We start from the raw sequence: 24,943 nt of genomic DNA, 5'->3' as shown, positions 1-24,943 counted from the left end.
GTTTTCGCATGGTGCGGCGCTGGGTGAAGCGGAACTGAGAGGAGGTTTTGCCCGGCATAAAGCTAGAGCATTTAGATCTAAGCGGCGTCCTGATTAGAATCTAACGTCGTGTTAGAGTTGCGCCCTCGTTCCGGCCGTGCCGGCCGTCCCACCTGCAAAAATTCGTGAGTAGCCATGGTCGACAAACTGACGCATCTGAAACAGCTGGAGGCGGAAAGCATCCACATCATCCGTGAGGTGGCCGCCGAGTTCGACAACCCGGTGATGCTCTATTCCATCGGCAAGGATTCGGCCGTGATGTTGCATCTCGCGCGCAAGGCCTTCTACCCGGGGCGTCTGCCGTTTCCGGTGATGCACGTCGATACGCGCTGGAAATTCCAGGAGATGTACCGCTTCCGCGAGCAGATGGTCAACGAGATGGATCTGGACCTGATCACGCACATCAACCCGGATGGCGTGGCGCAGAACATCAACCCGTTCACTCACGGCAGCGCCAAGCACACCGACATCATGAAGACCGAGGGTCTCAAGCAGGCGCTCGACAAGCACGGCTTCGATGCCGCTTTCGGCGGCGCCCGCCGCGACGAAGAGAAGTCTCGTGCAAAGGAGCGTGTCTACTCCTTCCGTGACAACAAGCACCGTTGGGACCCAAAGAATCAGCGCCCGGAACTCTGGAATGTCTACAACGGTAACGTGAAGAAGGGCGAATCCATCCGCGTCTTCCCGCTGTCGAACTGGACTGAGCTGGATATCTGGCAATACATCTATTTGGAACAGATCCCGATCGTGCCGCTGTACTTCGCCGCCGAGCGCGAAGTCATCGAGAAGAACGGCACCCTGATCATGATCGACGACGAGCGCATCCTCGAGCACCTCACTGACGAGGAGAAGGCGCGCATCGAGAAGCGCATGGTTCGCTTCCGTACGCTTGGCTGCTACCCGCTGACCGGCGCGGTGGAATCCACAGCGTCAAGCCTGCCGGAGATCATCCAGGAAATGCTCCTGACGCGAACTTCCGAACGTCAGGGCCGTGTCATTGACCATGATGGCGCAGGTTCGATGGAAGAAAAGAAACGTCAGGGCTACTTCTAAGGATTCCGCACCATGTCTCATCAGTCTGATTTGATCAGCGAGGACATCCTCGCGTACCTGGCCCAGCACGAGCGCAAAGAGCTTCTGCGCTTCCTGACTTGCGGCAACGTCGACGACGGCAAGAGCACCCTGATCGGGCGCCTGCTGCACGACTCGAAGATGATCTACGAAGATCATCTCGAAGCGATCACCCGCGACTCGAAGAAATCCGGCACCACGGGCGATGACGTCGACCTCGCGTTGCTGGTCGACGGCCTGCAGGCCGAGCGCGAGCAGGGCATCACCATTGATGTTGCTTACCGCTATTTCTCCACCGCCAAGCGCAAGTTCATCATCGCCGACACCCCCGGCCATGAGCAGTACACGCGCAACATGGCGACCGGCGCCTCGACTTGCGACCTGGCGATCATCCTGGTCGACGCCCGCTACGGCGTGCAGACCCAGACCAAGCGCCACAGCTTCATCACCTCGCTGCTGGGCATCAAGCACATCGTCGTGGCCATCAACAAGATGGACCTGATGGACTTCGATCAGCAGGTATTCGAGCGCATCAAGGCTGATTACCTGGCCTTTGCCGAGCGTATCGAGCTCAAACCGTCGTCGCTGCACTTCGTGCCGATGTCCGCGCTCAAGGGCGACAACGTGGTCAACCGCTCCGAGCGCGCGCGTTGGTATGAAGGCCAGTCGCTGATGGAGATTCTCGAAAGCGTCGAGATCGCTGGCGACCGCAACTTTGATGACCTGCGCTTCCCGGTGCAGTACGTCAATCGTCCCAACCTCAACTTCCGCGGCTTCGCTGGCACACTGGCCAGCGGCATCGTGCGCAAGGGTGACGAGGTGGTGGTCTTGCCGTCCGGCAAGCGCAGCACCGTCAAATCCATCGTCACGTTTGACGGCGAGCTGGAGCAGGCGACCCCGGGCGAAGCAATTACGCTGACGCTTGAGGACGAAATCGACGTGTCGCGCGGCGACATGCTCGTGCACGCCGACAACCAACCGCGCATCACGGACAGCTTCGACGCCATGCTGGTCTGGATGGCCGAAGAGCCCATGCTGCCGGGCAAGAAATACGACATCAAGCGTGCCACCAGTTATGTACCGGGCTCGATTGCCAGCATCACTCATCGGGTTGACGTGAATACGCTGGAGCATGGCCCGGCCAGTAGCCTGCAGCTGAACGAGATCGGGCGGGTCAAGGTCAGCCTCGACGCGCCGATCGCGCTGGACGGTTATGCGAGGAACCCGGCTACCGGCTCGTTTATCATCATCGATCGCCTCACCAACGGTACTGTCGGTGCGGGCATGATCATTGCCGACCCGGTCGCCCACGGCTCATTCGGACACCACGGTGCGCTGGCGCACGTATCCACCGAAGAGCGTGCAAGCCGTTTCGGCCAGCAGCCGGCAACCGTGCTGTTCACCGGCTTGTCCGGTGCCGGCAAGAGCACCCTGGCCTATGCGGTCGAGCGTAAGCTGTTCGACATGGGCCGTGCGGTTTACGTGCTGGACGGCCAGAACCTGCGCCATGACCTGAACAAGGGGCTGCCGCAGGACCGCGCAGGTCGCACCGAGAATTGGCGCCGTGCCGCCAATGTGGCACGTCAGTTCAACGAGGCAGGCCTGCTAACGCTCGCCGCCTTCGTCGCTCCCGATGCTGAAGGTCGCGAGCAGGCCAGAGTGCTGATTGGCACTGATCGGGCTATAACCGTTTATGTGCAGGCTTCTCCGCAGGCCTGCCAGCAACGCGATCCGCAGGGGTTGTACGCGGCAGGCGGCGACAACATCCCCGGCGAGTCCTTCCCTTACGACGTGCCGGTGAACGCTGATCTGGTGATCGACACGGAGTCGCTTACGGTCGAGGAGAGTGTCAAGCAGGTGATTGATCTGCTGCGCAAGCGTGGCGCTATCTGATCAATGAAGTAAGCCATTCCGCCTTGGGCAGTCAGGGCGTTCAGGCTGATGATCAACCCCGCCCAAGTGGCGGGGTTTCTTTTGGGGGCCGGCAAATCGCTTTAAGAGTAAATCTCGCATTTGATATGTGCCAGTTGCAACTCCCCCGGCACTTACTGCACCACGTATTTCAGAATTTCCACGACCTGTTCGGTAGTGGTGGCCCATGCCATGGCAGCCGCATCGACCTCCTTCAGCGGGTGCACAATATCGTCGTCATGCAGCGTGACATAAGGCTTGCCCAGCGCCGCGCAGTAACCGGCATCGAACGCCGCGTTCCACTGCTTGTACTTGTCGCCGAAACGCACCACCACGAGGTCCGCTTGCTGGATCAGCGTCTTGGTGCGGATTGCATTGACTTTGGACGACTTGTGGTCGCGCCAGAAGGCATTGGACTCGGCGCCCAGGCAATCACCGGCGGCATCGCTGGCTTCGTGAGCGGTGACGGCTGAAGTGAATAGCACATCCAATCCGGCTGCGGCGGCGCCATGCTTAATCTCGTCGCGCCAGTCGGTGTGAATTTCGCCGGACAGGTAAACGGTAAAACTCATGAATCCTCCTGAGGTGTTGGGCTTGGCAAATAGGGTCGGATGCTAGCCCGGTAGGCGCTTCAAGACCAGCCACTGGCGGAGGTTCAAGTGGCGATCATGCTTTCTGTAGGTGGCACGCCGTAATTGGGAACACAGCGCTGGGCCGGTCCAATCAGGTGCATTCCGCTAAGTGGCGGCCTGTACGAATACGTCTAGGAGGCCTCAGCGAGTATGCGGAAGAACACAGTCTCCAGCGATACTGCAGGCTTGACGGTCAGCAGGTGGCCGCCGGTGTTGCCCAGCTGCGCAATGGCGGCCGGTAACTCGCTTTGTGCAAGTTCGCACTCGAACTCCCCGGGACGAAGCGCGATGCACGCTGGCGTCAGCGACTGATCCGCTTGGTAACGCAGGATAAAACAGTCAGCGCGTTCGGCAGCCAGTTCGCGAGGTGAGCGGACGGTGACCAGCTGGCCTTTGTTGATAAATCCGAAGCGGTCGGCGATTCGTTCCACGTCATGCAGCACGTGAGAAGTGAAGAAAATCGCGCCACCTTGTTTCTTATACTCATTGAGGATCTCAACCACATCCTTGCGGCCCACCGGGTCAAGGCCGGACAGCGGCTCGTCGAGAATCAGCAGGCGTGGCTCGACAGCCATGGCATGGGCCAGCGCGACCCGCTGTGCGTTGCCTTTGGAGAGCTCGCGCATCCGCCGTTTACCGGTGCCGTCCACAGAGAATCTCTCCAGCCACTGCAAGCACCAGGCATCCGCATCGCTGCGTTTGATGCTATACATGGACAGCCCCATGCGCAGGATTTCCAAGGGTGTGAACTGGTCATACAGAGCCGGCGCTTCCGGCACATAGGCCATGCCCTGTCGGGCTTCGGCCCGGCGGGCATCAATGCCATAAAGCGTCACCTGACCCTGATAGTCATTGATGATGTCCAGCATGATCTTGATCGTGGTGGACTTGCCGGCGCCGTTGGGGCCTACAAAGCCGAACACTTCGCCTTCGGACAGGCTGAAGCTCACGTCCCGTACAGCTTGAACCTGCTTACCCTTGGCTCGGTAGGTATGGCTGACACCCTTAAACTCTACGGCTGCGCTCAAGGCTGTTCCTCCAATCCGGCGATTTTCAGTTTCTTTAGTTCGATGCGCCCGTCACGAATCTCATAGCCGAGGCGCAAGGGATCGGTTGGCAGACTCTCGATCAGGTGCCGAGCGACCAACTGATCAAGAGTTGTGAGCGGGCCATGTTCTTGCTCGTAGCGTCTCTGCGCCTCGCGTAGCGCGATCAAACCCTGCAGGCGAATGACGCGCTTGTCGAGCATGTCCTGCAGTTTAGGATCGGCGGCGCTGTCGCGCTGCTGGATCAGGTAGTTGAGCGCAAGGCGCTCATCGGCGAACTGCTCGGCGCGTAGCATTACTGCCAGTTTGCGCATTGCGGCGGCGTTCTGCGGAGATCGCTGCGCACCGATTTCCAACACCCGTGCGGCTTCTTCATTGTTTCGCTGAAAGAATGCCAGGTTGATGCCATAGAAAAACGGTGGAATCTCATCCCAGAAGCGACATTCAACGGCCGCACGCAAAACGTCATTGCCTTCTTCTACCGCTCCGCCCCAAGTCAGCAAGCCATTGGCCAGATAGTAGTTGTCTTCGTGGCAAGGGTTGAGTCGAGCGACCTCGCGCTGGGCGCGGACCAGATAACCCGTGTCGACGCCTCGGTCATCCAGGCCGGTCGCGGCCAGACGCATGGTTTCGAGGTCAGCGGCCAGAAAGCGGTCGCCGCCATGCAACGCTACCAGCAGGGGCGCTGGAATCACTACCCGATCAGAAAAAAACTGTGGCGTCAGCGTCACCGGTTGCTGGGCACGCCACGCGGCAATCCCTACAAACAAGGCTAAGCCCAGCAGGGCGACCGTCAATGCATGCCGTGAGCGCATATCAGGCGAAACGCTTACGTTGCAGGGCCCATACCGCCAATCCGAGCAGCCCGAGCGTATAGGTGATGCTCGACAGGATCAGCCAAGGCCAGGCAGGCGGGAGCAGATCCATGCGCCCGTACAATGCGATCATTCGTACATCGAGAGTCCCCAAATCCGGGAGCAAGTAGCCCAGCAGTCCAACACTCGATCGGTAGGTTTCGGCATCGCCGACCACCGCAGCGTTGCGGCTCAGCAGTTCGACAATGGCGCCGAACGAGCGAGCAACGAGCATAAAGCCGAAGGTGCCAATCAGTACGAAGCTTGGCGTGGAGGCGACCACCGCGAGAAGCGTGGCGATGGCTGTCAATACCAGCAGGTCGAGCCCGATAAAGCCGACAGTGACCAGATACTGATGACCCAACGCAACCGGTGTGCTTTGCGTGTAACCCTGGCTAGCCAGGCGGACAAATAGCGCCAGTGCGCCGGCCAGAACCAGCAATAGCCCGAGCGTTAGGGCTGCGATAGCAAAAAAACGACCTAGCAAAAGGCTGTGACGGGGATGTGGATAGGAAAGGGTGTTGAGAAAGTAACGCCTGTCGAACTCGCGCGAGATCAGTTCCTGTGTCATCAGCACCAGAACCAGCGGCAAAAGCAGGCGCATTACCGACAGGCCGATATCCAACGCCACGGTGGCGGGTTGGCGACCACTAAACTGGGCGGCCAGCAGGACGGACAGCGCCAACACCAGCAGCGAGCAACCTGACAGGCAGAGATAGCGAGCCCTCAAGGCGAGACGAACACCAACCAGAAAGTCAGAGGGATGCGTCATAGGGCGGCCATTAAATAGTTTTCGGGAAGCGAAGTGGTAGCGGTAGGTGGCTATGGATATATCCGAATGGGTGTGGAGCAGTTTCGCAACAAAAGCTGTCGCAGTAAACGACGGAAGCGCCTGCGCCGATTCCAGCCTAACGGGCTAACCACAGTGGTTAAACGTTCGGGTACAAATTGTATAAGCGTGCAGCAAATGTGCGGTCTGCCGATTAAGCAATGAGGCTGCAGGGCTAAGGGCAAAGATTTTATTCGCGCGGGTTGCAACCCTACTAAAGGTTCATTCCCGCCCTGTTAGGCGGGAATGACTGAACTGCTTAGATGTTCAGATCGGGAATCTTCGACTTTACTGATGCTGCATCGCAGACAGTGCCGTTCGCGAATGCTGCGGGCTGAACTTTGCCACCGTTAGAGCGGGCAGTGAAAATGCTTGCTCCGGACGTCACTTGAGTTGCGAGCGGGTCAGTACATGCTGGGATGGCTGTGGTTGTATCGTCGTCATCGCAAGGTGTCTGCACTGTCCGCTCAGCAGTACGCCCATCCGTATGACAAGTGGCTACTTGAATAGCTTTTGCAGTTCCTCCGCAGTTGTAAGCTACCAGCACGTTGTTAGAAGGACTGATACGAACGTCCTCAGCTAGTAGCGTGCAGTCTAAGATCGTAACGGCACCGTTTGCCAAATCCTTTGCTGCAGCGCTGGCGCCAGTGGAGAACATTACATTGGCTGCTACCAAGCCCAAGCTAAACAGTAGTTTGTTTTTCATACTTATCTCCGAAATAGTTGACTATGCAGTTCGTTACTTCTGCGCGGCCGTAAGAGCGGTAATGCTGTTTTTCGCATCGGCCAGCGCTGTGGAATCGTTCGCTTTGGCTCGGTAATCATTGAATTGCGGAATAGCAATGGCAGCCAGAATCCCGATGATCGCAACCACGATCATCAGTTCGATCAGAGTGAAACCTTTTTGCTTCTTGATGGACTTCATTGAAAAGCTCCTTGTTGGTGAGGTCGTTGGACCTGGTGAGACAGGAGCAGCTTCTGTGCCAAGCGGGGTGGGATGGTTGTGTGAAGTGCTGCAGCTGTGCGGCGTGTCACTTTCCGCGGTTGAATTGGCTTAGTGGTGGGGGTAGGTTTTGACCAGCTTGGAGCTAGCTTTCGCCCCGGGGCGCGCCTCCTGCAGGGGAGGCTAGCTTTGTCTGAGGCCCCGCTGCGCTTGGGTTTTTGGTGCTTGGGCGCAGTAGCGTCGGTCGAATGCCTTCGCCTGTATAAGAGATGCTCGGCATCGCATCGCCGCGGGGCGCGCCACCTACAGTTTGTGCGGCGGGTAAGTTAGTTGAACTACAGGATATGGCGGGGTAGCTCGGTTAGACAGCAACCTCCCCAGTCAACAAGTGACAATAATTGCCACCTCTCGTTGGCGCGTTTGGCAGGCCTTTGTAACTGCGATATAAGGGCGCCACATTTCTCCAGCCTTTATAGGCAGTTCAATGAACGAAAACGCTCCTCTCGGTGGGTTGGCGCGCCAGTTAGTACTGGTCGGGCAGCTTGATGAAAAGATTGCGCTGCAGGCGCAGCAGCAAGCCCAGCGCAACCAGGTGCCACTGGTTTCATGGCTGGTGCAGAACAAGCTGGTGAAAAGTCGGGCCATAGCCGAGGTCGCGGGGGAACAGTTCGGCGTTCCATACTTCGATCTGACGACGCTGGATAAAGAAACTCAGCCCCAAGATCTCGTCAGTGAAAAGCTGGTTCGCCAGCACCGGGTCCTGCCGCTGCAGCGCCGTGGCAATAAATTGTATGTGGCGGTGTCCGACCCAACCAATCACCAAGCCATCAGCGATATCCAGTTCAATACCGGGCTCTCGGTCGAGTCGGTGCTGGTTGAAGATGACAAGCTGGGTGAAGCCATCGAAAAGCTCTTCGAGTCGGCCAATACCGCCCTGGATGGGCTGTCCGATTCCGACCTGGACGATCTGGATATCGAGGTGGGTGGCGGTGCGGCCGAGAAGGAAGAGGGGGAGCATAACGAGGCTGATGACGCGCCGGTTGTCCGTTTCGTCAACAAGATGCTACTGGATGCCATCAAGCGCGGCTCATCCGACCTGCACTTCGAGCCCTACGAAAAATCCTACCGCGTCCGCTTTCGTACCGATGGCGTGCTACATGAAGTGGCTCGGCCTCCAGTGCAGTTGGTCAGTCGGATTTCTGCACGGCTCAAAGTGATGGCGGCGCTGGATATTGCCGAACGACGCAAGCCGCAGGACGGTCGGATCAAGATGAAGGTCTCCAAGACCAAGTCCATCGATTTCCGCGTCAACAGCCTGCCCACGCTGTGGGGCGAAAAGATCGTGATGCGTATCCTCGATTCCTCCAGCGCCAAGATGGGCATCGATGCGCTGGGTTATGAGGAAGACCAGAAAGCGCTGTACATGGCCGCGCTAAAGCAGCCGCAAGGGATGATCTTGGTCACTGGGCCTACCGGCTCGGGCAAGACCGTTTCCCTGTACACCGGGCTGAACATTCTTAACACCGTCGATGTGAATATCTCTACGGCTGAAGACCCGGTAGAGATCAACCTTGAGGGCATCAATCAGGTCAACGTCAATCCGCGGCAAGGCATGGATTTCGCCCAGGCGCTGCGCGCCTTCCTGCGCCAGGATCCGGACATCATCATGGTGGGGGAGATCCGTGACCTGGAGACTGCGGAGATCGCCGTCAAGGCCGCCCAAACCGGCCATATGGTTATGTCGACCCTTCACACCAACAGTGCTGCGGAGACGCTCACCCGTCTGCGTAACATGGGGGTACCGGCCTTTAACATTGCCACATCAGTCAACCTGATCATCGCTCAGCGGCTCGCTCGTAAGCTTTGCTCTAGCTGCAAAACAGAAGTGGAGGTGCCACGCGAGGCGCTTTTGAAGGAAGGCATCCCGGAAGACCGGATTGGCACGTTCCAGCTCTACGGGCCGGTGGGTTGTGATAATTGCAACGGCGGCTACAAAGGCCGTGTCGGTATTTATGAAGTGGTTAAAATCACGCCAGCCCTGCAACGGCTTATCATGGAGGAAGGTAACTCCATCGATATCGCCCTCCAGGCGCGCAAAGATGGTTTCAATGATTTGCGCATTTCCGGTTTGGTCAAAGCCATGAGTGGCATTACCAGCCTGGAAGAAGTCAACCGCGTGACCAAGGACTAACCATGGCGGAAAAAGCGTTGAAAACCAGTGTGTTCACCTGGGAAGGGACTGACCGCAAGGGCAGCAGGATCAAGGGTGAGCTCTCTGGTCAAAGCCCGGCGCTGATCAAGGCGCAACTCCGCAAGCAGGGTATCAATCCGCTCAAGGTGCGCAAAAAGGCTGTCTCGCTGTTTGGGGCAGGCAAGAAAATCAAGCCGATGGACATCGCTCTTTTTACGAGGCAGATGGCCACCATGATGAAAGCCGGCGTGCCGCTGCTGCAGTCCTTCGACATCATCGGTGAGGGCTTCGACAACCCCAACATGCGCAAGTTGGTGGACGAGGTTAAGCAGGAGGTGGCGGCGGGTAACAGCTTTGCAGGCTCGCTGCGCAAGAAGCCGCAATATTTCGATGATCTCTACTGCAATCTGGTCGAGTCAGGTGAGCAATCGGGTGCGCTTGAAACCCTGTTGGACCGCGTTGCGACTTATAAAGAAAAGACCGAACAGCTCAAGGCCAAGATTAAAAAAGCAATGACCTACCCGATTGCAGTAATCGTGGTGGCGATCATCGTATCGGCGATTCTCTTGATCAAGGTCGTGCCGCAGTTCGAAAGCGTGTTTCAGGGCTTTGGTGCCGAACTGCCTGCCTTCACTCAAATGGTCGTCGGGCTTTCGAGATGGTTGCAGGAATGGTGGTATTTGGTGCTGATCGGGTTATTCGCCTTTGCCTTCACCTTTAAGCACTTCTACAAGCGTTCCCAGAAATTTCGCGATGCACTGGATCGTGGGCTGCTGAAGACCCCGATTGTTGGCGACATATTGTACAAGGCGGTGGTGGCTCGCTATGCGCGCACCCTTTCGACCACATTTGCTGCTGGCGTGCCGCTGGTAGATGCGTTGGACTCAGTTGCTGGGGCTACTGGCAACGTGGTCTTTCGCAATGCTGTAGCCAAGATTCGCAATGACGTTTCCTCCGGGGTGCAATTGAACTTCTCCATGCGCACCACGGGCGTATTTCCCTCTATGGCGATTCAGATGACCGCAATCGGCGAGGAATCCGGGTCGCTGGATGAGATGCTGGACAAGGTTGCCAGCTTTTACGAGGAGGAGGTCGACAACATGGTCGACAACCTGACCACTCTGATGGAGCCTATGATCATGGCGGTGCTGGGTGTGCTTGTTGGCGGTCTGATCATCGCCATGTACCTGCCCATCTTCCAGCTGGGCAGCGTGGTCGGATAAATCAATGATTTTTGATATTTTGGCCAGCAACACGCTGGCCTTTGTTTTATGCGCACTGGTATTGGGCCTGCTGGTAGGCAGTTTTCTCAACGTGGTGATCCATCGCCTGCCGATCATGATGCAGCGAGACTGGCGCGCCCAGGCGCGTGAGTTTCTGGAGTTGCCGGTCGAGCCGTCTACGACCTTCAATCTGATTCTGCCTAACTCTCACTGCCCGCAGTGCGACCATGAGATCCGTCCTTGGGAAAACATTCCCTTGGTCAGCTGGTTAGCGCTGCGCGGCAAGTGCTCGTCGTGCAAAGCGCCGATCAGCCGTCGCTACCCGACGGTCGAGCTGCTCTGCGGCCTGTTGTCCGCCTATGTGGCCTGGCACTTTGGCTTGACCTGGCAGGGCGGGGCGATGCTGTTGCTGACCTGGGGGCTGCTGGCGATGAGCTTGATCGATGTCGATCACCAATTGCTCCCCGACTCCCTTGTGTTGCCACTGCTTTGGCTGGGTTTGATTGTTAACCACTACGGCTTGTTCGCCTCATTGCCGGATGCAGTGTGGGGGGCAATCGCTGGATATCTCAGCCTGTGGTCGGTGTACTGGCTATTCAAGCTGGTGACCGGCAAGGAAGGCATGGGCTATGGCGATTTCAAGCTGCTGGCAATGCTGGGCGCTTGGGGGGGATGGCAAGTCTTGCCGCTGACCATTCTTCTCTCGTCAGTCGTGGGCGCAGTGCTGGGCACCATCATGCTGCGTATGCAAAAGGCGGACAGCGGCACAACCATTCCCTTCGGCCCGTATTTGGCGATTGCAGGTTGGGTTGCGTTGCTCTGGGGTGATCAGATTACGTCGGCCTATCTTCAATTCGCCAGGTTCTGACGGTCTGGGTAGGAGGTGATTCGCTTTAGCGGGTCCTAGCGCTAGCCCGGTTCAGCGTAGGGTGAGCAGCTGGTTCCATTGTTGAGCAGTCGGTTCGAAGCTGTTGCGCTTTCCTGGCGGCTGTTTGTCTCTTCAAAGCGGGCAGATGGCTCCGTCGAGACCAGCCCTCCCGTCGTGCGCCTCCGCAGCAATTCAAGCGTGCTAAACCCTAAGGGGATCGATTCGATCAAGCATCGATCTGCTCTTGCATCCTCGCCAATCAGACGTTACTACTGCGCGTCGTTTTATTGTCTGGACGGATCGTGATGAAGCCTTGGGTGCTTGGTTTGACCGGTGGTATCGGTAGCGGCAAGAGCGCCGTGGTGGATGCTTTCGGTCGCCTCGGGGTGCATTGGGTCGATGCTGACCATGCCGCACGCTGGGTTGTCGAGCCAGGTCGACCAGCGCTGGGGCTGATTGTCGATCGGTTCGGCGAGGCTGTCCTCGCGAGCGATGGCAGTCTGGATAGAGCCGCGCTGCGCGAACGGGTATTCCGTGAGCCGGAACAGCGCAAATGGCTTGAGCAGCTATTGCATCCGCTGATACGCCAGGAGACCGCCGAGCACCTCGCTCGGGCAACCTCACCGTACGCGATCATGGTTTCGCCTTTATTGGTGGAGTCCGGTCAGCACCACCAGGTTGCGCGCGTGTTGGTGGTCGATGTGCCGGAGGCGTTGCAGTTGGAGCGCGCCATTCGGCGTGATCAATCCAGCGAAGCGCAGATCCGCGCCATTCTCAATGCGCAGGCCAGCCGCGAAGAACGCTTACGCCATGCCGATGATGTGCTGGTCAATGAACGAGATCGGGCCTGGCTGGAAAGCGAGGTCAAACGTTTACATGAGTTTTATCTGACGCTACGGGGAGGTCAGGAATGAGTACTGCAGTTGTTGAATGTCCCACATGCGGCGCGCCAGTCGAGTGGAGCGTGAAGAGTGCCAATCGGCCTTTCTGCTCGGAGCGGTGCAAGTTGATCGACTTGGGCGCCTGGGCCTCGGAAGAGCATGCGATCCCCGGCAACGAGCTTGAGGATGATCTGTTCTCGGATGATATGCCGCCGCGCCAGCACTGACTGGCGGTTGGGGGGGCGCCTCGGTGTGCTAGCGCGCTTGCTCACGCCTCGTCACTGCCGTCATCTTTCCATGGGGCTTGCAGATAACGGCTGCGATTGAAGGTTTCCATCCAGTCCGGATAGAAGACGACCAGGGCGCTCACGACCGTACCGTTGATGAAGGCCTCGGGAAACATCACCAGCCAGATGTAGCCGGAAAAGTCCTCAAGCCAGGGTGGCATTGGGTAGCGACCATCGATCAACAAGACCCCAAGCCCTGCAAGGATGCAGAACAGTGCCGCGAGACCAGCGGCAAAGAAGCCAGAGAAGAAGATATACACGAAGAGGTTGCGTGGCTGGGTGCGTTCGACTGCGATCGCGCAGAGCTCGGTTACCGTAACAGGGATCAGCACCAGCAAGACGCCATTCAGGCCAAGGGCAATCAATTGCTGGTGGCCTGTGATCGTCAAGCCAAGCTGGGCGATAAACGCCGCAAGAATCGCCAAGGGCCAGTCGAGCAGTAGCGTAACGGCAGTCAGGCCGATGAAATGGAAAGATAGGCCCGAATCGAAGTCCCGGCGAACCAGCCAAAGCAGAAAGATCGCAAGAACCGCACCAAACAGCAGGTGCTGTCGGCGTGTGTCGCTAAACAGCTCGATCCAGGGTGCCCGCAGGCACGCCCAAATCAGCCCGGCGGCATACAGTAGCCAGCCCAGCACAAGGCTGGTCGGCGCGAGCAGTTCGGCAGCGATCATCTACGAGCTCCTAGCGCCAGAGGCTGATTGGTGATAGCGCGGACAAGGCTTGCGCCTTTCTGCGGTCACCGGATGCTTGGCTCAAGATTTCCTCAAGGGGCAGGGTTGGGTTGTTCGGTGTGAATTGCCTCGATGGCTTCGAGTACCTCTGTTGATAATTGCAGTTCGGTGCTGGCGAGATTGCTTTCAAGCTGTTCGATCGAAGTAGCACCGATGATGTTGCTGGTCACGAAAGGCTGTTGGGTCACATAGGCAAGGGCCATTTGCGCAGGGTCCAGGCCGTGCTCTCGGGCAAGCGCCACATACCGGGAGCATGCCGCTCGCGATTGTGAGTTGCCGTAACGAGCGAAGCGGCTGAACAGCGTCAGGCGTGCTCCGGCTGGTCGCGCACCTTGCTCGTATTTGCCGCTGAGCATGCCGAATGCCAGCGGCGAGTAGGCAAGGAGTCCGCATTGCTCGCGCATGGCGATCTCGGCGAGGCCGACTTCAAAGGTCCGGTTAAGCAAGTTGTAGGGGTTCTGGATCGAAACGGCGCGGGGCCAGCCTCGGGCTTCGGCAAGCTGCAGGAACTTCATGGTGCCCCATGGCGTTTCGTTCGACAGGCCGATATGGCGGATCTTGCCGGCTTTTATTTGCTCGTCGAGCACCTCGAGGGTTTCCTCTATCGGCGTGAAATCCTGATCCTGATGACGGTAGCCAAGCTGGCCGAAGAAGTTTGTGCTGCGCTCAGGCCAATGCAGTTGATAAAGATCGATCCAGTCCGTCTGCAGGCGCTGCAAGCTGGCGTCCAGTGCTGCAACGATGTGCTGGCGATTCATTTTCAACTGGCCGTCGCGGATGTGGTTGATGCCATTGCCTGGGCCGGCGATTTTACTGGCCAGAACCCAGTCGGCGCGGTTGCCGCGTGTCTTGAAGTAGTTACCTATGTAGCGCTCGGTGGAGGCATAGGTATCCGGCTTGGGCGGTACCGGGTACATTTCGGCGGTGTCGACGAAATTGATGCCTGCGGCTTTAGCGCAGTCAAGCTGGGCGAAGGCCTCGCGCTCGCTGTTCTGCTCGCCCCAGGTCATGGTGCCCAGGCAGAGCGCCGTGACATTAAGTTCGGTACGGCCTAGTCGGCGCTGTTCCATGCGGTGTCCTTGCGTTTGGAGGGTTCTCGGACTGGGATGGTAGCGCAGGCGATAAGTTTCTTGTCTTCCCTGCTGGCCTGGAGGCATCCGTCACGGGCGGGTGGTCGGCGGCATCGATCTGATTGCGCCTTGAGGCCCCGACGGAGTGGAAGGATAAGAAGCTGCTTGCTATTTCGCTGGTAATCCGGATAATTCCGCAGCCTGTCGCCGGGGATGCCTAGCCCGTTGACGCACAAACAAGGTAGGGGATGCCTAGCCTACCGAACACTGCCGTAGCGGACGCGCTGACCCGAGCCCCCGATAGCGTCTGTTTCCGGCTGTCCTGGTCTTGCCAGGGCGAGCACCATTCAGTAAGATTCGCCGTCTTATTTTCAGGGCGGCCCCTGAGGCTATAACGAATGAAGACTTTTACTGCTAAACCGGAAACCGTCAAGCGCGACTGGTTCGTCGTCGACGCTGCCGGCCAGACCCTGGGTCGTCTGGCAACCGAAATCGCTAGCCGCCTGCGTGGCAAGCACAAGGCGGAATATACCCCTCACGTCGATACCGGTGATTACATCGTCGTTATCAATGCCGAGCAAGTGCGTGTTACCGGTGCGAAAACCACCGACAAGATGTACTACTCTCACTCCGGTTTCCCGGGTGGCATCAAGTCGATCAACTTCGAGAAGCTGATCGCCAAGGCGCCAGAGCGTGTGATCGAGACCGCGGTCAAAGGCATGCTGCCTAAGAACCCGCTGGGTCGCGACATGTACCGTAAGCTGAAGGTGTATAAGGGTGCCAATCATCCGCATACCGCTCAGCAGCCCCAAGAACTGAAGATTTAACGGAATAGTTCATTATGTCGGCGACTCAAAACTACGGCACTGGCCGTCGTAAGACTGCAACCGCACGCGTATTCCTGCGTCCGGGTACTGGCAAAATCTCCATCAACAACCGCGAGTTGGACAACTTCTTCGGGCGTGAAACCGCTCGCATGGTCGTTCGTCAACCTCTGGAACTGACCGAGACTGTCGAAAAATTCGACATTTACGTTACCGTTCTCGGTGGTGGTGTGAGTGGTCAGGCCGGTGCGATCCGTCACGGCATCACTCGTGCGCTGATGGAATATGACGAGACTCTGCGTCCTGCTCTGCGTAAAGCTGGCTTCGTTACTCGCGATGCTCGCGAAGTTGAACGTAAGAAAGTCGGTCTGCGTAAGGCGCGTAAGCGTCCGCAGTACTCGAAGCGCTAATTCAGGCTTCGCAAAAAGAACGCCCAGCTTCTCACGGAGCTGGGCGTTTTTTTATGCTCGTCGTTTCTCTCCTGCGACAGCATGTCACGCGTCAAGCCCCGACTTTCGGGGCCTGACGCAAGGATGTATCCGGTTATTACCTTGTCATGAGAGGGGGTTTTCTTTACCATTTGGCGAATTTTTTCGCGGCCTCGTTTTACGGTAGACGCACGTAGTAGACGCCTGCTTTCGGTAGGCCATAAGAAACTGATGGGAGACGACTGAATGAGCAATGACGGCGTGAATGCTGGCCGGCGTCGCTTCCTCGTAGCCGCTACTTCGGTAGTAGGTGCTGCAGGAGCGGTGGGTGCCGCGGTCCCGTTCGTGGGATCGTGGTTCCCAAGTGCCAAGGCCAAGGCAGCCGGTGCACCGGTTAAGGTAAATATCAGCAAGATCGAGCCAGGCCAGCAGATGGTTGCCGAGTGGCGCGGTCAGCCGGTATTTATCCTTCGTCGGACCGAGGAGGCGATGACGAACCTGGCTAAGTTGACTGACACAGTAGCGGATCCCAATTCCGAGGCTTCGGTACAGCCGACCTATGTCGATCCGGCGGTTCGCTCGATCAAGCCAGAGGTGCTTATTGTCGTCGGACTCTGCACGCACCTCGGTTGTTCCCCGTCTTTCCGGCCGGAATTAGCGGCGCCTGATCTGGGTGCTGATTGGCTCGGCGGCTACTTCTGCCCGTGCCACGGATCGAAGTACGACTTGGCTGGCCGCGTCTACAAGGGCCAGCCTGCGCCCTTGAACCTGCCGGTTCCCCCACACACATACGAGACGGACTCCATTGTCGTCATCGGCGTGGATCAGGAGAGCGCATGATGAGCAAGTTCATGGAATGGGTCGATGCGCGCTTCCCCGCGACCAAGATGTGGGAAGACCATCTAAGCAAGTACTACGCACCGAAGAACTTTAACGTCCTGTATTTCTTCGGTTCGCTCGCCTTGTTGGTTCTTGTCAACCAACTGCTTACCGGCGTTTGGTTGACGATGAGTTTCGAGCCGTCTGCAGAAGGTGCATTCGCCTCAGTCGAATACATCATGCGCGACGTCGAGTATGGCTGGATCATTCGCTACCTGCATTCCACGGGTGCGTCGGCGTTCTTCGTCGTGGTCTACCTGCATATGTTCCGCGGGATCCTCTATGGCTCCTATCAGAAGCCGCGCGAGCTGGTCTGGATCTTCGGCATGATGATCTATCTGGCGTTGATGGCGGAGGCCTTCATGGGCTACCTGCTGCCGTGGGGCCAGATGTCCTACTGGGGCGCCCAGGTAATCATCTCGTTGTTCGGTGCTATCCCGGTTATTGGCGACGATCTGACCCAGTGGATTCGCGGCGATTACCTAATCTCCGGCATCACCCTGAACCGCTTCTTTGCACTGCACGTCATCGCACTGCCGATCGTGATCCTCGGGCTGGTCGTGCTGCACATCCTCGCGCTGCACGAGGTGGGCTCGAACAACCCGATGGGCGTCGACATCAAGAAGACCAAGGACGAAGCAGGCGTGCCGCTTGATGGCATTCCGTTCCATCCGTACTACACGGTGAAGGATATCGTGGGTGTCGTGGTGTTCCTGTTCGTGTTCTGCGCCATCGTGTTCTTCTTCCCGGAAATGGGCGGCTATTTCCTAGAGAAGCCCAACTTCGAAGTGGCGAACGCCTTCAAGACGCCAGAGCATATCGCGCCTGTTTGGTATTTCACGCCGTTCTACGCGATCCTTCGCGCGATTCCAGACAAGCTGCTCGGTGTCATTGCGATGGGCGCTGCGATCGCCGTGCTGTTCGTACTACCCTGGCTTGACCGCAGTCCGGTCAAATCGATGAAGTACAAGGGCTGGATGAGCAAGATCACGCTGCTGGCGTTCTGCGTCTCCTTCATCATTCTCGGTGTGCTTGGCGTACTGGCTCCGACTCCTGAGCGCACACTTCTCGCGCGGATCTGTACTGCTATCTACTTCGGCTACTTCATCCTGATGCCGTTCTATACCAAGCTCGAGAAGACCAAAGTAGTTCCGCAAAGGGTGGCTGGCTGATGAAAAAGCAATTTGCTGCATTGATTCTTGCACTGGTGCCGGCCTTTGGTTTCGCGGCTGGTGGTGGCGTTCATCTGGATGAAGTCGATGTCGATCTGACTGATAAGGTCGCGTTGCAGGATGGTCTTCAGACCTTTACCAACTACTGCATGGGCTGCCACAGCGCGCAGTACCAGCGGTACGAGCGGGTTGCAACGGATCTGGATATTCCCGCAGAGATCATGCTCGACAATATCGTCTTTACTGGCGCCAAAATCGGCGATCACATGAAGATCGGCATGACTCCGGACGACGCCAAGACCTGGTTTGGTGCAGCTCCGCCGGACCTGACACTGGTCGCGCGAGTGCGTGGAAACGACTGGTTGTACACCTACCTGCGCAGTTTCTACGAAGATCCTACTCGTCCTTATGGGGTCAACAACACGGTATTCCCGAACGTGGGCATGCCGCATGTGCTGGCGCCGTTGCAGGGGCGTCAGGTGTTGCCTGGTACGCTTCCTGAGGGCGAGTCGGTGGCGTGCAAGCAGGTTCAGGTTGTCGAGGACGGGCGCAAGCAGTTCGATCCGCTGACCGGCACCCCGATCACGCATGAAGACTGCCATGCGATGACGGTCGTCCCGGGTACCGGCGAGCTTAGCGAGGCCGAATACGACGAGAAGATCAAGAATCTTGTGAGCTTCCTTGCGTACTCGGCAAATCCGGTCAAGCTGGAGAGCCAGCGCATCGGTACCTATGTACTGCTGTTCCTGGCGTTCTTCTTCGTATTTGCCTATCTGCTCAAGCGGGAATATTGGAAAGACATCCACTGATTCCTTGCTCGTTTGCTGTACCCCGCGCGCGCCCTTAATGGGCGCGCGTTTTTTTCTGCCACCGTATATTTTTAAGGAGGGACCCTATGGCCGCTACCAATCGGTTGGCCTGCTATTCCGATCCCGCCGACCACTATTCGCATCGAGTGCGTTATGTGCTTGCTGAAAAAGGTGTCAGCGTCGAAATAATCGACGTTGACTCGGCGCATTGTCCGGTCAGGTTGACCGAGGTGAATCCGTACGCCAGCGTGCCGACGCTCGTGGATCGCGATTTGGCGCTTTATGAGCCGTGCGTTATCACCGAGTACCTCGAAGAGCGTTATCCGCACCCGCCGTTGCTTCCTGTCTATCCGGTAGCTCGAGCGAATACCCGGCTGCTGGTGCATCGAGTGCAGCGGGATTGGTGTGCGCTGGTGGATCGGATCGGCGACCGCCGTACAGCTGAAGCGGCCCGTGCGCTGGCGCGCAAAGAGCTGCGCGAGAGCCTGACGGGCGTGTCGCCCGTGTTCGCTGAGAAGCCGTTCTTCATGAGTGATGAGATCAGTTTGGTGGACTGCTGCCTGTTGCCTATCCTGTGGCGTTTACCCACACTCGGAATCGAATTGCCACGAGCGGCGAAACCACTGCTCGATTACATGGAGATCAATTTTGCTCGCGAGGCCTTTCAGGTCAGTCTATCTGCCGTTGAGCGCGGCATGCGCTAAGAAGGGGTTTTATATGACATCGAGCCGACCTTATCTGGTACGGGCGCTGTACGAATGGATCGTCGATAACGACTACACGCCGCATCTGCTGGTCAACGCTGATTACGTAGGCGTTCGGGTGCCTGATGGCTTTGCCAGTGATGGCCAGATCGTATTGAACGTGGCGCCCAGTGCGGTGCGCCAACTGCAAATGGATAACCAGGCAATCAGTTTCGAGGGGCGCTTTGGTGGTGTTCCGCATAGCTTGCACGTCCCGTCTGCAGCGATCATGGCAATCTACGCCAGGGAGAACGGGCAGGGGATGGTCTTTGAAGTTGAGCCGACTCCGCCGGATGACGAGACGCCCTCCGATGAGGCTTCAGCCGGCACGGGCACCGCGTCACGTCCGACCTCCGGTGGGCGCCCGAGTTTGAAGGTCGTCAAATAATAGAGACCGAAAGGCGCTTCTGGTTGCGAGGCCGGAGGAAAGATCGGTCAAGGCGGCCAGGCGCGTCGATGGAATACAAGGCTCCATCCACCGCTGCGCTTTTCGGCCTTGAGCCTTAATCGATATATTCGAACAGCTTGACGATGCGCTGCACGCCGGACACGCCTTGCACCACGCTCGTTGCGCGGTTGCCTTCCTGGCGCGTGACGAGGCCAAGCAGATAGACAATGCCGTTCTCGGTGATGACTTTTATGCGAGAGCCGGGAACGGAAGCGTCTGCCAGCATCTGTGCCTTGATCTTGGTTGTTAACCAGGAGTCATTGCTGCGGGCCAGGCCGGATGAGGGTTTCAGCACCTGAACTTCGTTGTGTACGCGCTTGACGCGCTGCACGGAGCTGGCGGCTTGTTCGGCTAGCTGCTTTAGTTCTGCGCGTGGCGTTTGCCCCGCCAGCAGCACCACTCCGTTGTAGCTGGCAACGACGATATGGGAGGCCTGGTCCAGGTCCGGATGGGCTTTGGCGATGTTCACGGCAGCTTTCGTTTCGATCAACGAGTCATCAATCGTGCTGCCGATCGTGCGAGTGCCGCGATTATCGTCAATCGGATCGTCGCGTGTGGCGGTGAGCACTGAGCTGCAACCGGTAACGGCAAGGCATAGTGCGAGCGTAAGCGCGTGCAGATGAACCGAAGTCATTCTTCACTCCCAAAGAGTTGGTTGTCGATCAGGTCGCAGAGGCAATGAATGGTCAGCAGGTGCACCTCTTGAATGCGGGCCGTCACCTTTGCCGGTACACGTATTTCAACGTCTTCTGGCAGCAGCAGCGAGGCCATACCGCCGCCGTCGCGGCCAGTGAGCGCGACCACCACCATCTCCCGGTCATGTGCGGCCTGAATCGCCTGAATGACATTGGCTGAATTGCCACTGGTGGAAATCGCCAGCAGCACATCGCCCGGCTGACCCAGGGCGCGGATCTGCTTGGAGAACACTTCGTTGTAACTGTAGTCATTGGCAATGGACGTTATCGTCGAACTGTCCGTGGTCAGCGCGATTGCCGGCAGGCTAGGTCGTTCCCGCTCAAATCGGTTGAGCAGCTCAGACGAAAAATGCTGAGCATCGCCAGCGGAGCCACCGTTGCCGCAGGTCAGAATTTTGCCTTCGCTGAGCAGCGTGTTGACCATTACTTGCCCGGCTTGCTCGATGCTTGGTGCGAGCACTTCCATAGCGCTTTGTTTGGTTTCGATGCTGGCTAGGAAGAGCTGACGTATACGGGATTGCATATCCATCGGAAATAAACCTTCAGGTGACGGGCTGGGCTGCTTAGGCCGTGCCGCAAGGAATCTTTGGTGCAGATGTGATGTTCATGAGATGTCGCAAATCCTACGAAGCTCATCTTTAACTATCGAAGGCATTTCGAATCCAGCTGGGTTTCGCATCGCCGTCGGTCGCGCCTATGGCGACGACATCGAAGCGACAGGGATGCCTTGCCCAGCGATTCTCCTTCAGCAGGAATAGCTGGGCTGCCTTGATCAGCTTCTGCTGTTTGCGCAGGTCTACGCTCTCGAGCGCGCCGCCCCATGCGGCGTGACGCCTGTATCGAACCTCGACGAATACTACTGTATCGCCATCGAGCATGACCAGATCAAGCTCGCCGCTACGGCAGCTCCAGTTCCGGCAGAGCAGGCGTAGCCCGTGCGCTTGGAGGTGCCGTAGTGAGAAGTCCTCGGCGAGCTTTCCGCTGGTCTGCCTGCTGGTCGCTGTCAATCGGGCGTTTCCATGAGGGGATGAACTTCGCCGTCTCGGAATTCGGCCCAGGGCAAGCGCCGCTCGATCCGCTGTTGCGGCGTTAGGCTAAGCGTGCCCGAAAGGCCGTCGAGCCGCGTGTCGGGTAATGCCAGAAGTTGATTCAGGCGTGGCGCCAGCTGGTAGGCATCCGCGCCCATGGCGTACAGCCTGCCGAGGCTGCCGCGGGCTTGCGGCCACTTGCGCTCGATTTCCTGGCGCAGCGGGAGCTGCGGATCGAGCAGCCAGGGGGTTTCGGTGAAGCGGATGCCCTCCAGATCCAGATACTGCGTGCGGTTGTCGGTGGCGGCGTGAAGGTGCGAAGTGGCGTAGACAGGTAGGTCTCCGGCGTACTGAAAAATCAAGGTTGGCTTGACTTGTTGCGCCTGCTGCGGCGTGGCGGCAAGAAAGAGGAAATCGATATCCTGACGACGCGATGGCTGTGCGTCACCGCCAGTTCCGTTGCTGCGTATCTGAAGTAGATCCGCTATCTGATTGGCCAGCTCGATGGGTTCGGCCAACGGCTCTGCGGCGATCACTGTGCCGCCTAGCTCCTGCCATTCCTGGCGGAAGGCCTCGAACACACGATTGCCCCAATCACCACGAGGTGTCAGAGCTACCGCCCGGCGGTGTCCGTCGGCCCAGGCGCGGCGAGCGACGTCACGTGCTTCGTCCTCCGCAGCAAGGCCAAATTGGAACAGTTGTGGTGGCACCTTTTGGTTCGCGTCGCTGTAGTTAAGCGCGAGCGTGGTGATGGGTAGCTGGTCACGGTCGGCCAGCTGGCGGACCATATCCTTTTCCAGTGGGCCGATGACCAGCTCGACGCCTGCGGCAGACGCTTGTCGATAAAAATCATCGAGTGAGGACAGGCGGGTGCTGTCGAACAACTCGATCTTTAGATCTTGCTGGCCCGCGAGGTGAGCGGCTAGAAAGCCATCGCGCAGCGCGCGCGCGACGCTGGCCAGCGGGCCATCCATCGGCAATAGCAGCGCCACATGTGACAAGGGTTTATCAGCCAGCTCGCTGAGTTTCTTCAATGGGTCCGGCAGTCGCTTCGCGGCGGGATGATTGGGATTTTGCTGTAGCCATGCCTCAATTGCGCGTTGCTGCTGGCTGATGGTGCCGGCCTGTTTGACGGCTGCTGCCAGGGACATCCAGCCGGTCAGATCGGTGTCGGTTGTCGGTTGCAGTTGCTCTATCGGCAGGCCTGAAACAAGCGTCCAAATAGATTCATGGTTTGCTTCGGCCGGCTCGCCGCTTAGTAGAGGCGCGATGAAGGTGCGCTCGCGGGCTGCGTCCAGGGGTTGGCTGTTCGCTTCGAATGCCTTGGCGCGGGCCAGTTGGGTTCGTAGCTGCTGGTCGATGGGCAGCTCTGCGAGGCGTTCGAACGCTGGGTGCTGAAGTGCCTGCAGCGCGCTGTTGGGCTCGTCGGCAGCCAAGGCCAGCTCCGCTTCCAGGGTTTTCGCGAACATTTGCTGGGCAGGCATCAGTTGATTGATGTCGATCTGACCGAGGATCTCTCGAGCTTGAGCCTGGTTGCCCTGCTGCATGCTCTGGTCAGCGGCAGACAGTCGCAGCGATGCTGCCTTGGCGGGGTCGCTGGCATCGGCTTCTTTCAGCAACTGCTGTGTCGATGCCTGTGGGGTACGAGGCAGTTCGCCGAGGGTGGACGATGGCGAGCTGGCACAGGCCGACAGCAAGGCGGCAATGCATAAGAAGATAAGCGGGCGAAAGCGGGCCGTCATGTGTTCATTCCTGAAAGGCGCTGGCGGGTGTCGGCGGATTGTACCCAAGCGTTGGCGGGGTCGCGATGTTACCGCCCGTAAACGGGCTACAATGCGCGTTTTAGTGACCGAGGTACGCTCTGTGACTGCGACAGGTGATGTGAATTCCGCGGCGGGCACGCTCTATGTGGTTGCCACGCCCATCGGCAATCTCGAAGATATCACCGCACGGGCTTTGCGGGTGCTCTCTGAGGTGGCTCTGATTGCAGCGGAAGATACCCGTCATTCGTCTCGGCTGCTTCAGCACTTCGGCATCACTACACCCTTGGCTGCGTGTCATGAGCATAACGAGCGAGACGAGGGTGGGCGCTTTATCCGGCGGCTGCTGGCCGGGGACGACGTGGCCCTGATTTCCGATGCCGGCACGCCGTTGATCTCCGATCCGGGCTACCACCTTGTCCGGCAGTCGCGGGCGGCGGGTGTGCGGGTCGTTCCGCTGCCTGGCGCCTGTGCACTCATCGCGGCGCTGTGTGCTGCAGGCCTGCCGTCTGATCGGTTCATCTTTGAGGGCTTTCTGCCTGCCAAGCAGGCCGCGCGTGTTGCTCGCCTGGAGCATCTGCGGGTCGAGCCGCGTACGCTGATCTTCTATGAGGCGCCGCATCGTATTCTTGCTGCGCTTGTTGATCTTGAGCTGGTGTTCGGTCCTGATCGGCCTGCAGTGTTGGGGCGGGAGCTGACCAAGACCTTCGAAACGCTGAAGGGTCTTCCATTGGGCGAGCTGCGCACCTGGGTTGCGTCAGATACCAACCAGCAGCGCGGCGAGTGCGTGCTTGTGGTGGGTGGCTGGCAAGCGCCGAATGAGGACGAGACGGTCGATGCAGATGCCCGCCGGGTTTTGAATCTGTTATTGGCTGAGCTGCCGGTCAAGCGCGCCGCGGCGCTTGCATCGGAGATTACCGGGGTCAGGAAAAACCTGCTTTATCAACTGGCCTTGCAGGGAAAAGATGCGGGGCATTGAACCTGCCGGATGGCCTGTTCAGCAGCTTCTAGTGCTTCGGCGGGCTGCGATCAGCTTGCAGCGGGCGGTCTAGGCAAGTACTCTGGCGGCCGGAGAGTCGATCGGACAGTCGCTGTCTCTTTTTGTTCCGCAAGAAGGGAGGGAGGAAAGTCCGGGCTCCATAGGGCGAAGTGCCAGGTAACGCCTGGGAGGCGTGAGCCTACGGAAAGTGCCACAGAAAATAACCGCCTAAGCGTTTCGGCGCCGGTAAGGGTGAAAAGGTGCGGTAAGAGCGCACCGCACGGCTGGCAACAGTCCGTGGCTAGGTAAACCCCACTTGGAGCAAGACCAAATAGGGATCCATTGGCGTGGCCCGCGCTGGATCCGGGTAGGTTGCTAGAGGCAGTCAGTGATGGCTGTCGTAGAGGAATGACTGTCCTCGACAGGACCCGGCTTATAGATCGACTCTCCGAACTCTTCTGAAATATCCCCCGCTTTTTAGTCCAAAAAATTCTTGCTCTTCATAAAGTACTTTAACTTTGAAGTGCAGGCTTCTGCGTTTGCTGAATATCTCTTGCGGCGCCCCTCTCTGGTTTGCCGTTTATCTCCGTATCGCTTGC

At 58.2% G+C, this 24,943-nt stretch carries 27 protein-coding genes and 1 other RNA gene; 16 read left to right on the top strand and 12 right to left on the bottom strand.

The genetic code is table 11. The features are described 5' to 3' along the window. Positions 1–174 precede the first annotated feature (174 nt). Together cysD and cysN are read left to right on the top strand one after the other, a co-directional pair. The gene (gene cysD, locus BUE09_RS00395) at positions 175–1,092 is read left to right on the top strand and encodes a sulfate adenylyltransferase subunit CysD (protein WP_073298757.1); all 918 of its coding nucleotides are present in this window, start codon (positions 175–177) and stop codon (positions 1,090–1,092) included. A 12-nt stretch (positions 1,093–1,104) separates the two neighbouring features. Continuing rightward, positions 1,105–3,003, top strand: coding sequence for a sulfate adenylyltransferase subunit CysN (gene cysN, locus BUE09_RS00390; protein WP_073298756.1), 1,899 nt, complete (start codon positions 1,105–1,107; stop codon positions 3,001–3,003). A 152-nt stretch (positions 3,004–3,155) separates the two neighbouring features. Here cysN and BUE09_RS00385 read toward each other — a convergent pair whose 3' ends face one another. The 6 genes from BUE09_RS00385 to BUE09_RS20735 all read right to left on the bottom strand — a co-directional run bounded on the left by BUE09_RS00385 (position 3,156) and on the right by BUE09_RS20735 (position 7,307). Further along, positions 3,156–3,593, bottom strand: coding sequence for a YtoQ family protein (locus tag BUE09_RS00385; RefSeq protein WP_073298755.1), 438 nt, complete (start codon positions 3,591–3,593; stop codon positions 3,156–3,158). A gap of 191 nt (positions 3,594–3,784) precedes the next feature. Further along, a complete protein-coding gene (locus tag BUE09_RS00380) occupies positions 3,785–4,681 on the bottom strand; it encodes an ABC transporter ATP-binding protein (protein ID WP_073298754.1) in 897 nt (298 codons plus the stop codon). Further along, the gene (locus BUE09_RS00375; RefSeq protein ID WP_073298753.1) at positions 4,678–5,514 is read right to left on the bottom strand and encodes a tetratricopeptide repeat protein; all 837 of its coding nucleotides are present in this window, start codon (positions 5,512–5,514) and stop codon (positions 4,678–4,680) included. Before BUE09_RS00375 ends, BUE09_RS00380 begins: the two co-directional genes overlap by 4 nt. Before the next feature lies 1 nt (position 5,515). Then, complete coding sequence (locus BUE09_RS00370; RefSeq protein ID WP_167369762.1) at positions 5,516–6,325, bottom strand: ABC transporter permease subunit; 810 nt, start codon at positions 6,323–6,325, stop codon at positions 5,516–5,518. Between the two features lie 316 nt (positions 6,326–6,641). Next, a complete protein-coding gene (locus BUE09_RS20055) occupies positions 6,642–7,088 on the bottom strand; it encodes a hypothetical protein (protein WP_143164606.1) in 447 nt (148 codons plus the stop codon). Positions 7,089–7,121: 33 nt separating this feature from the next. Further along, on the bottom strand, positions 7,122–7,307 hold the full coding sequence (locus BUE09_RS20735; RefSeq protein ID WP_073298752.1) for a type IV pilin protein: 186 nt from the start codon (positions 7,305–7,307) through the stop codon (positions 7,122–7,124). A 502-nt stretch (positions 7,308–7,809) separates the two neighbouring features. On the opposite strand from BUE09_RS20735, the gene pilB reads away from it, so the two are divergent. From pilB to yacG, 5 genes are all read left to right on the top strand, one after another. Next, positions 7,810–9,516, top strand: coding sequence for a type IV-A pilus assembly ATPase PilB (gene pilB, locus BUE09_RS00360; protein ID WP_073298751.1), 1,707 nt, complete (start codon positions 7,810–7,812; stop codon positions 9,514–9,516). Positions 9,517–9,518: 2 nt separating this feature from the next. Then, positions 9,519–10,739, top strand: coding sequence for a type II secretion system F family protein (locus BUE09_RS00355; protein ID WP_073298750.1), 1,221 nt, complete (start codon positions 9,519–9,521; stop codon positions 10,737–10,739). A 4-nt stretch (positions 10,740–10,743) separates the two neighbouring features. Beyond that, positions 10,744–11,607 (top strand): prepilin peptidase, encoded by an 864-nt coding sequence (locus BUE09_RS00350; RefSeq protein WP_073298749.1) that lies wholly within the window; start codon positions 10,744–10,746, stop codon positions 11,605–11,607. 305 nt (positions 11,608–11,912) lie between these two features. Continuing rightward, entirely contained in the window at positions 11,913–12,521 is a 609-nt protein-coding gene (gene coaE / locus BUE09_RS00345; RefSeq protein ID WP_073298748.1) for a dephospho-CoA kinase, read from the top strand. Next, a complete protein-coding gene (yacG, locus tag BUE09_RS00340) occupies positions 12,518–12,715 on the top strand; it encodes a DNA gyrase inhibitor YacG (protein ID WP_045424782.1) in 198 nt (65 codons plus the stop codon). The genes coaE and yacG overlap by 4 nt, the downstream gene beginning before the upstream one ends. Positions 12,716–12,756: 41 nt before the next feature. Here the strand turns inward: yacG and BUE09_RS00335 are convergent, their stop codons facing one another. After that, positions 12,757–13,449 (bottom strand): energy-coupling factor ABC transporter permease, encoded by a 693-nt coding sequence (locus BUE09_RS00335; RefSeq protein WP_073298747.1) that lies wholly within the window; start codon positions 13,447–13,449, stop codon positions 12,757–12,759. Positions 13,450–13,541: 92 nt separating this feature from the next. After that, positions 13,542–14,579, bottom strand: coding sequence for an NADP(H)-dependent aldo-keto reductase (locus BUE09_RS00330; protein ID WP_073298746.1), 1,038 nt, complete (start codon positions 14,577–14,579; stop codon positions 13,542–13,544). 398 nt (positions 14,580–14,977) lie between these two features. Between BUE09_RS00330 and rplM the strand changes: the two genes are divergently transcribed. The 7 genes from rplM to BUE09_RS00295 all read left to right on the top strand — a co-directional run bounded on the left by rplM (position 14,978) and on the right by BUE09_RS00295 (position 19,822). Continuing rightward, the gene (gene rplM / locus BUE09_RS00325; RefSeq protein ID WP_019342644.1) at positions 14,978–15,406 is read left to right on the top strand and encodes a 50S ribosomal protein L13; all 429 of its coding nucleotides are present in this window, start codon (positions 14,978–14,980) and stop codon (positions 15,404–15,406) included. A 14-nt stretch (positions 15,407–15,420) separates the two neighbouring features. After that, entirely contained in the window at positions 15,421–15,813 is a 393-nt protein-coding gene (gene rpsI / locus BUE09_RS00320) for a 30S ribosomal protein S9 (protein WP_021209313.1), read from the top strand. Positions 15,814–16,077: 264 nt separating this feature from the next. Then, entirely contained in the window at positions 16,078–16,671 is a 594-nt protein-coding gene (gene petA, locus BUE09_RS00315; RefSeq protein ID WP_073298745.1) for a ubiquinol-cytochrome c reductase iron-sulfur subunit, read from the top strand. Then, positions 16,671–17,882, top strand: coding sequence for a cytochrome b (locus BUE09_RS00310; protein WP_073298744.1), 1,212 nt, complete (start codon positions 16,671–16,673; stop codon positions 17,880–17,882). The genes petA and BUE09_RS00310 overlap by 1 nt, the downstream gene beginning before the upstream one ends. After that, positions 17,882–18,691, top strand: a complete 810-nt coding sequence (locus tag BUE09_RS00305; RefSeq protein ID WP_073298743.1) for a cytochrome c1 — start codon at positions 17,882–17,884, stop codon at positions 18,689–18,691. Before BUE09_RS00310 ends, BUE09_RS00305 begins: the two co-directional genes overlap by 1 nt. 86 nt (positions 18,692–18,777) lie before the next feature. Then, positions 18,778–19,395, top strand: a complete 618-nt coding sequence (locus BUE09_RS00300; RefSeq protein WP_073298742.1) for a glutathione S-transferase N-terminal domain-containing protein — start codon at positions 18,778–18,780, stop codon at positions 19,393–19,395. A 13-nt stretch (positions 19,396–19,408) separates the two neighbouring features. Further along, a complete protein-coding gene (locus BUE09_RS00295) occupies positions 19,409–19,822 on the top strand; it encodes a ClpXP protease specificity-enhancing factor (protein ID WP_073298741.1) in 414 nt (137 codons plus the stop codon). A 115-nt stretch (positions 19,823–19,937) separates the two neighbouring features. Here BUE09_RS00295 and BUE09_RS00290 read toward each other — a convergent pair whose 3' ends face one another. The 4 genes from BUE09_RS00290 to BUE09_RS00275 all read right to left on the bottom strand — a co-directional run bounded on the left by BUE09_RS00290 (position 19,938) and on the right by BUE09_RS00275 (position 23,347). Beyond that, positions 19,938–20,516: a BON domain-containing protein gene (locus BUE09_RS00290; RefSeq protein ID WP_073298740.1), complete on the bottom strand. Its 579-nt coding sequence runs from the start codon at positions 20,514–20,516 to the stop codon at positions 19,938–19,940. Beyond that, positions 20,513–21,106, bottom strand: coding sequence for a phosphoheptose isomerase (locus BUE09_RS00285; protein ID WP_019342652.1), 594 nt, complete (start codon positions 21,104–21,106; stop codon positions 20,513–20,515). Before BUE09_RS00285 ends, BUE09_RS00290 begins: the two co-directional genes overlap by 4 nt. A gap of 109 nt (positions 21,107–21,215) precedes the next feature. Next, positions 21,216–21,584 (bottom strand): YraN family protein, encoded by a 369-nt coding sequence (locus BUE09_RS00280; RefSeq protein WP_073298739.1) that lies wholly within the window; start codon positions 21,582–21,584, stop codon positions 21,216–21,218. Then, positions 21,581–23,347, bottom strand: coding sequence for a penicillin-binding protein activator (locus BUE09_RS00275; protein WP_073298738.1), 1,767 nt, complete (start codon positions 23,345–23,347; stop codon positions 21,581–21,583). Before BUE09_RS00275 ends, BUE09_RS00280 begins: the two co-directional genes overlap by 4 nt. A 91-nt stretch (positions 23,348–23,438) precedes the next feature. Here BUE09_RS00275 and rsmI point away from each other — a divergent pair, with 91 nt between their 5' ends. Next, positions 23,439–24,344: a 16S rRNA (cytidine(1402)-2'-O)-methyltransferase gene (gene rsmI, locus BUE09_RS00270; protein WP_167369761.1), complete on the top strand. Its 906-nt coding sequence runs from the start codon at positions 23,439–23,441 to the stop codon at positions 24,342–24,344. Between the two features lie 93 nt (positions 24,345–24,437). Continuing rightward, positions 24,438–24,796, top strand: an RNA gene (gene rnpB, locus BUE09_RS00265) — RNase P RNA component class A. The last annotated feature ends 147 nt before the right edge of the window (positions 24,797–24,943 follow it).

Source organism: Stutzerimonas xanthomarina DSM 18231, from assembly GCF_900129835.1.
In the GTDB taxonomy this organism is placed as follows: domain Bacteria; phylum Pseudomonadota; class Gammaproteobacteria; order Pseudomonadales; family Pseudomonadaceae; genus Stutzerimonas; species Stutzerimonas xanthomarina.
The sequence above is the reverse complement of the archived record's forward strand: the minus strand, read 5'-3'. Positions and strand labels throughout refer to the sequence as shown.

Excerpts from the sequence above, each read along its gene's own strand:
- cysD (WP_073298757.1), top strand. The coding sequence starts at position 175 with ATGGTCGACAAACTGACGCATCTGAAACAGCTGGAGGCGGAAAGCATC.
- cysN (WP_073298756.1), top strand. The coding sequence starts at position 1,105 with ATGTCTCATCAGTCTGATTTGATCAGCGAGGACATCCTCGCGTACCTG.
- BUE09_RS00385 (WP_073298755.1), bottom strand. The coding sequence starts at position 3,593 with ATGAGTTTTACCGTTTACCTGTCCGGCGAAATTCACACCGACTGGCGC.
- BUE09_RS00375 (WP_073298753.1), bottom strand. The coding sequence starts at position 5,514 with ATGCGCTCACGGCATGCATTGACGGTCGCCCTGCTGGGCTTAGCCTTG.
- BUE09_RS00370 (WP_167369762.1), bottom strand. The coding sequence starts at position 6,325 with ATGACGCATCCCTCTGACTTTCTGGTTGGTGTTCGTCTCGCCTTGAGG.
- BUE09_RS20055 (WP_143164606.1), bottom strand. The coding sequence starts at position 7,088 with ATGAAAAACAAACTACTGTTTAGCTTGGGCTTGGTAGCAGCCAATGTA.
- BUE09_RS20735 (WP_073298752.1), bottom strand. The coding sequence starts at position 7,307 with ATGAAGTCCATCAAGAAGCAAAAAGGTTTCACTCTGATCGAACTGATG.
- pilB (WP_073298751.1), top strand. The coding sequence starts at position 7,810 with ATGAACGAAAACGCTCCTCTCGGTGGGTTGGCGCGCCAGTTAGTACTG.
- BUE09_RS00355 (WP_073298750.1), top strand. The coding sequence starts at position 9,519 with ATGGCGGAAAAAGCGTTGAAAACCAGTGTGTTCACCTGGGAAGGGACT.
- BUE09_RS00350 (WP_073298749.1), top strand. The coding sequence starts at position 10,744 with ATGATTTTTGATATTTTGGCCAGCAACACGCTGGCCTTTGTTTTATGC.
- coaE (WP_073298748.1), top strand. The coding sequence starts at position 11,913 with ATGAAGCCTTGGGTGCTTGGTTTGACCGGTGGTATCGGTAGCGGCAAG.
- yacG (WP_045424782.1), top strand. The coding sequence starts at position 12,518 with ATGAGTACTGCAGTTGTTGAATGTCCCACATGCGGCGCGCCAGTCGAG.
- BUE09_RS00335 (WP_073298747.1), bottom strand. The coding sequence starts at position 13,449 with ATGATCGCTGCCGAACTGCTCGCGCCGACCAGCCTTGTGCTGGGCTGG.
- BUE09_RS00330 (WP_073298746.1), bottom strand. The coding sequence starts at position 14,579 with ATGGAACAGCGCCGACTAGGCCGTACCGAACTTAATGTCACGGCGCTC.
- rplM (WP_019342644.1), top strand. The coding sequence starts at position 14,978 with ATGAAGACTTTTACTGCTAAACCGGAAACCGTCAAGCGCGACTGGTTC.
- rpsI (WP_021209313.1), top strand. The coding sequence starts at position 15,421 with ATGTCGGCGACTCAAAACTACGGCACTGGCCGTCGTAAGACTGCAACC.
- petA (WP_073298745.1), top strand. The coding sequence starts at position 16,078 with ATGAGCAATGACGGCGTGAATGCTGGCCGGCGTCGCTTCCTCGTAGCC.
- BUE09_RS00310 (WP_073298744.1), top strand. The coding sequence starts at position 16,671 with ATGAGCAAGTTCATGGAATGGGTCGATGCGCGCTTCCCCGCGACCAAG.
- BUE09_RS00305 (WP_073298743.1), top strand. The coding sequence starts at position 17,882 with ATGAAAAAGCAATTTGCTGCATTGATTCTTGCACTGGTGCCGGCCTTT.
- BUE09_RS00300 (WP_073298742.1), top strand. The coding sequence starts at position 18,778 with ATGGCCGCTACCAATCGGTTGGCCTGCTATTCCGATCCCGCCGACCAC.
- BUE09_RS00295 (WP_073298741.1), top strand. The coding sequence starts at position 19,409 with ATGACATCGAGCCGACCTTATCTGGTACGGGCGCTGTACGAATGGATC.
- BUE09_RS00290 (WP_073298740.1), bottom strand. The coding sequence starts at position 20,516 with ATGACTTCGGTTCATCTGCACGCGCTTACGCTCGCACTATGCCTTGCC.
- BUE09_RS00285 (WP_019342652.1), bottom strand. The coding sequence starts at position 21,106 with ATGGATATGCAATCCCGTATACGTCAGCTCTTCCTAGCCAGCATCGAA.
- BUE09_RS00275 (WP_073298738.1), bottom strand. The coding sequence starts at position 23,347 with ATGACGGCCCGCTTTCGCCCGCTTATCTTCTTATGCATTGCCGCCTTG.
- rsmI (WP_167369761.1), top strand. The coding sequence starts at position 23,439 with ATGCGCGTTTTAGTGACCGAGGTACGCTCTGTGACTGCGACAGGTGAT.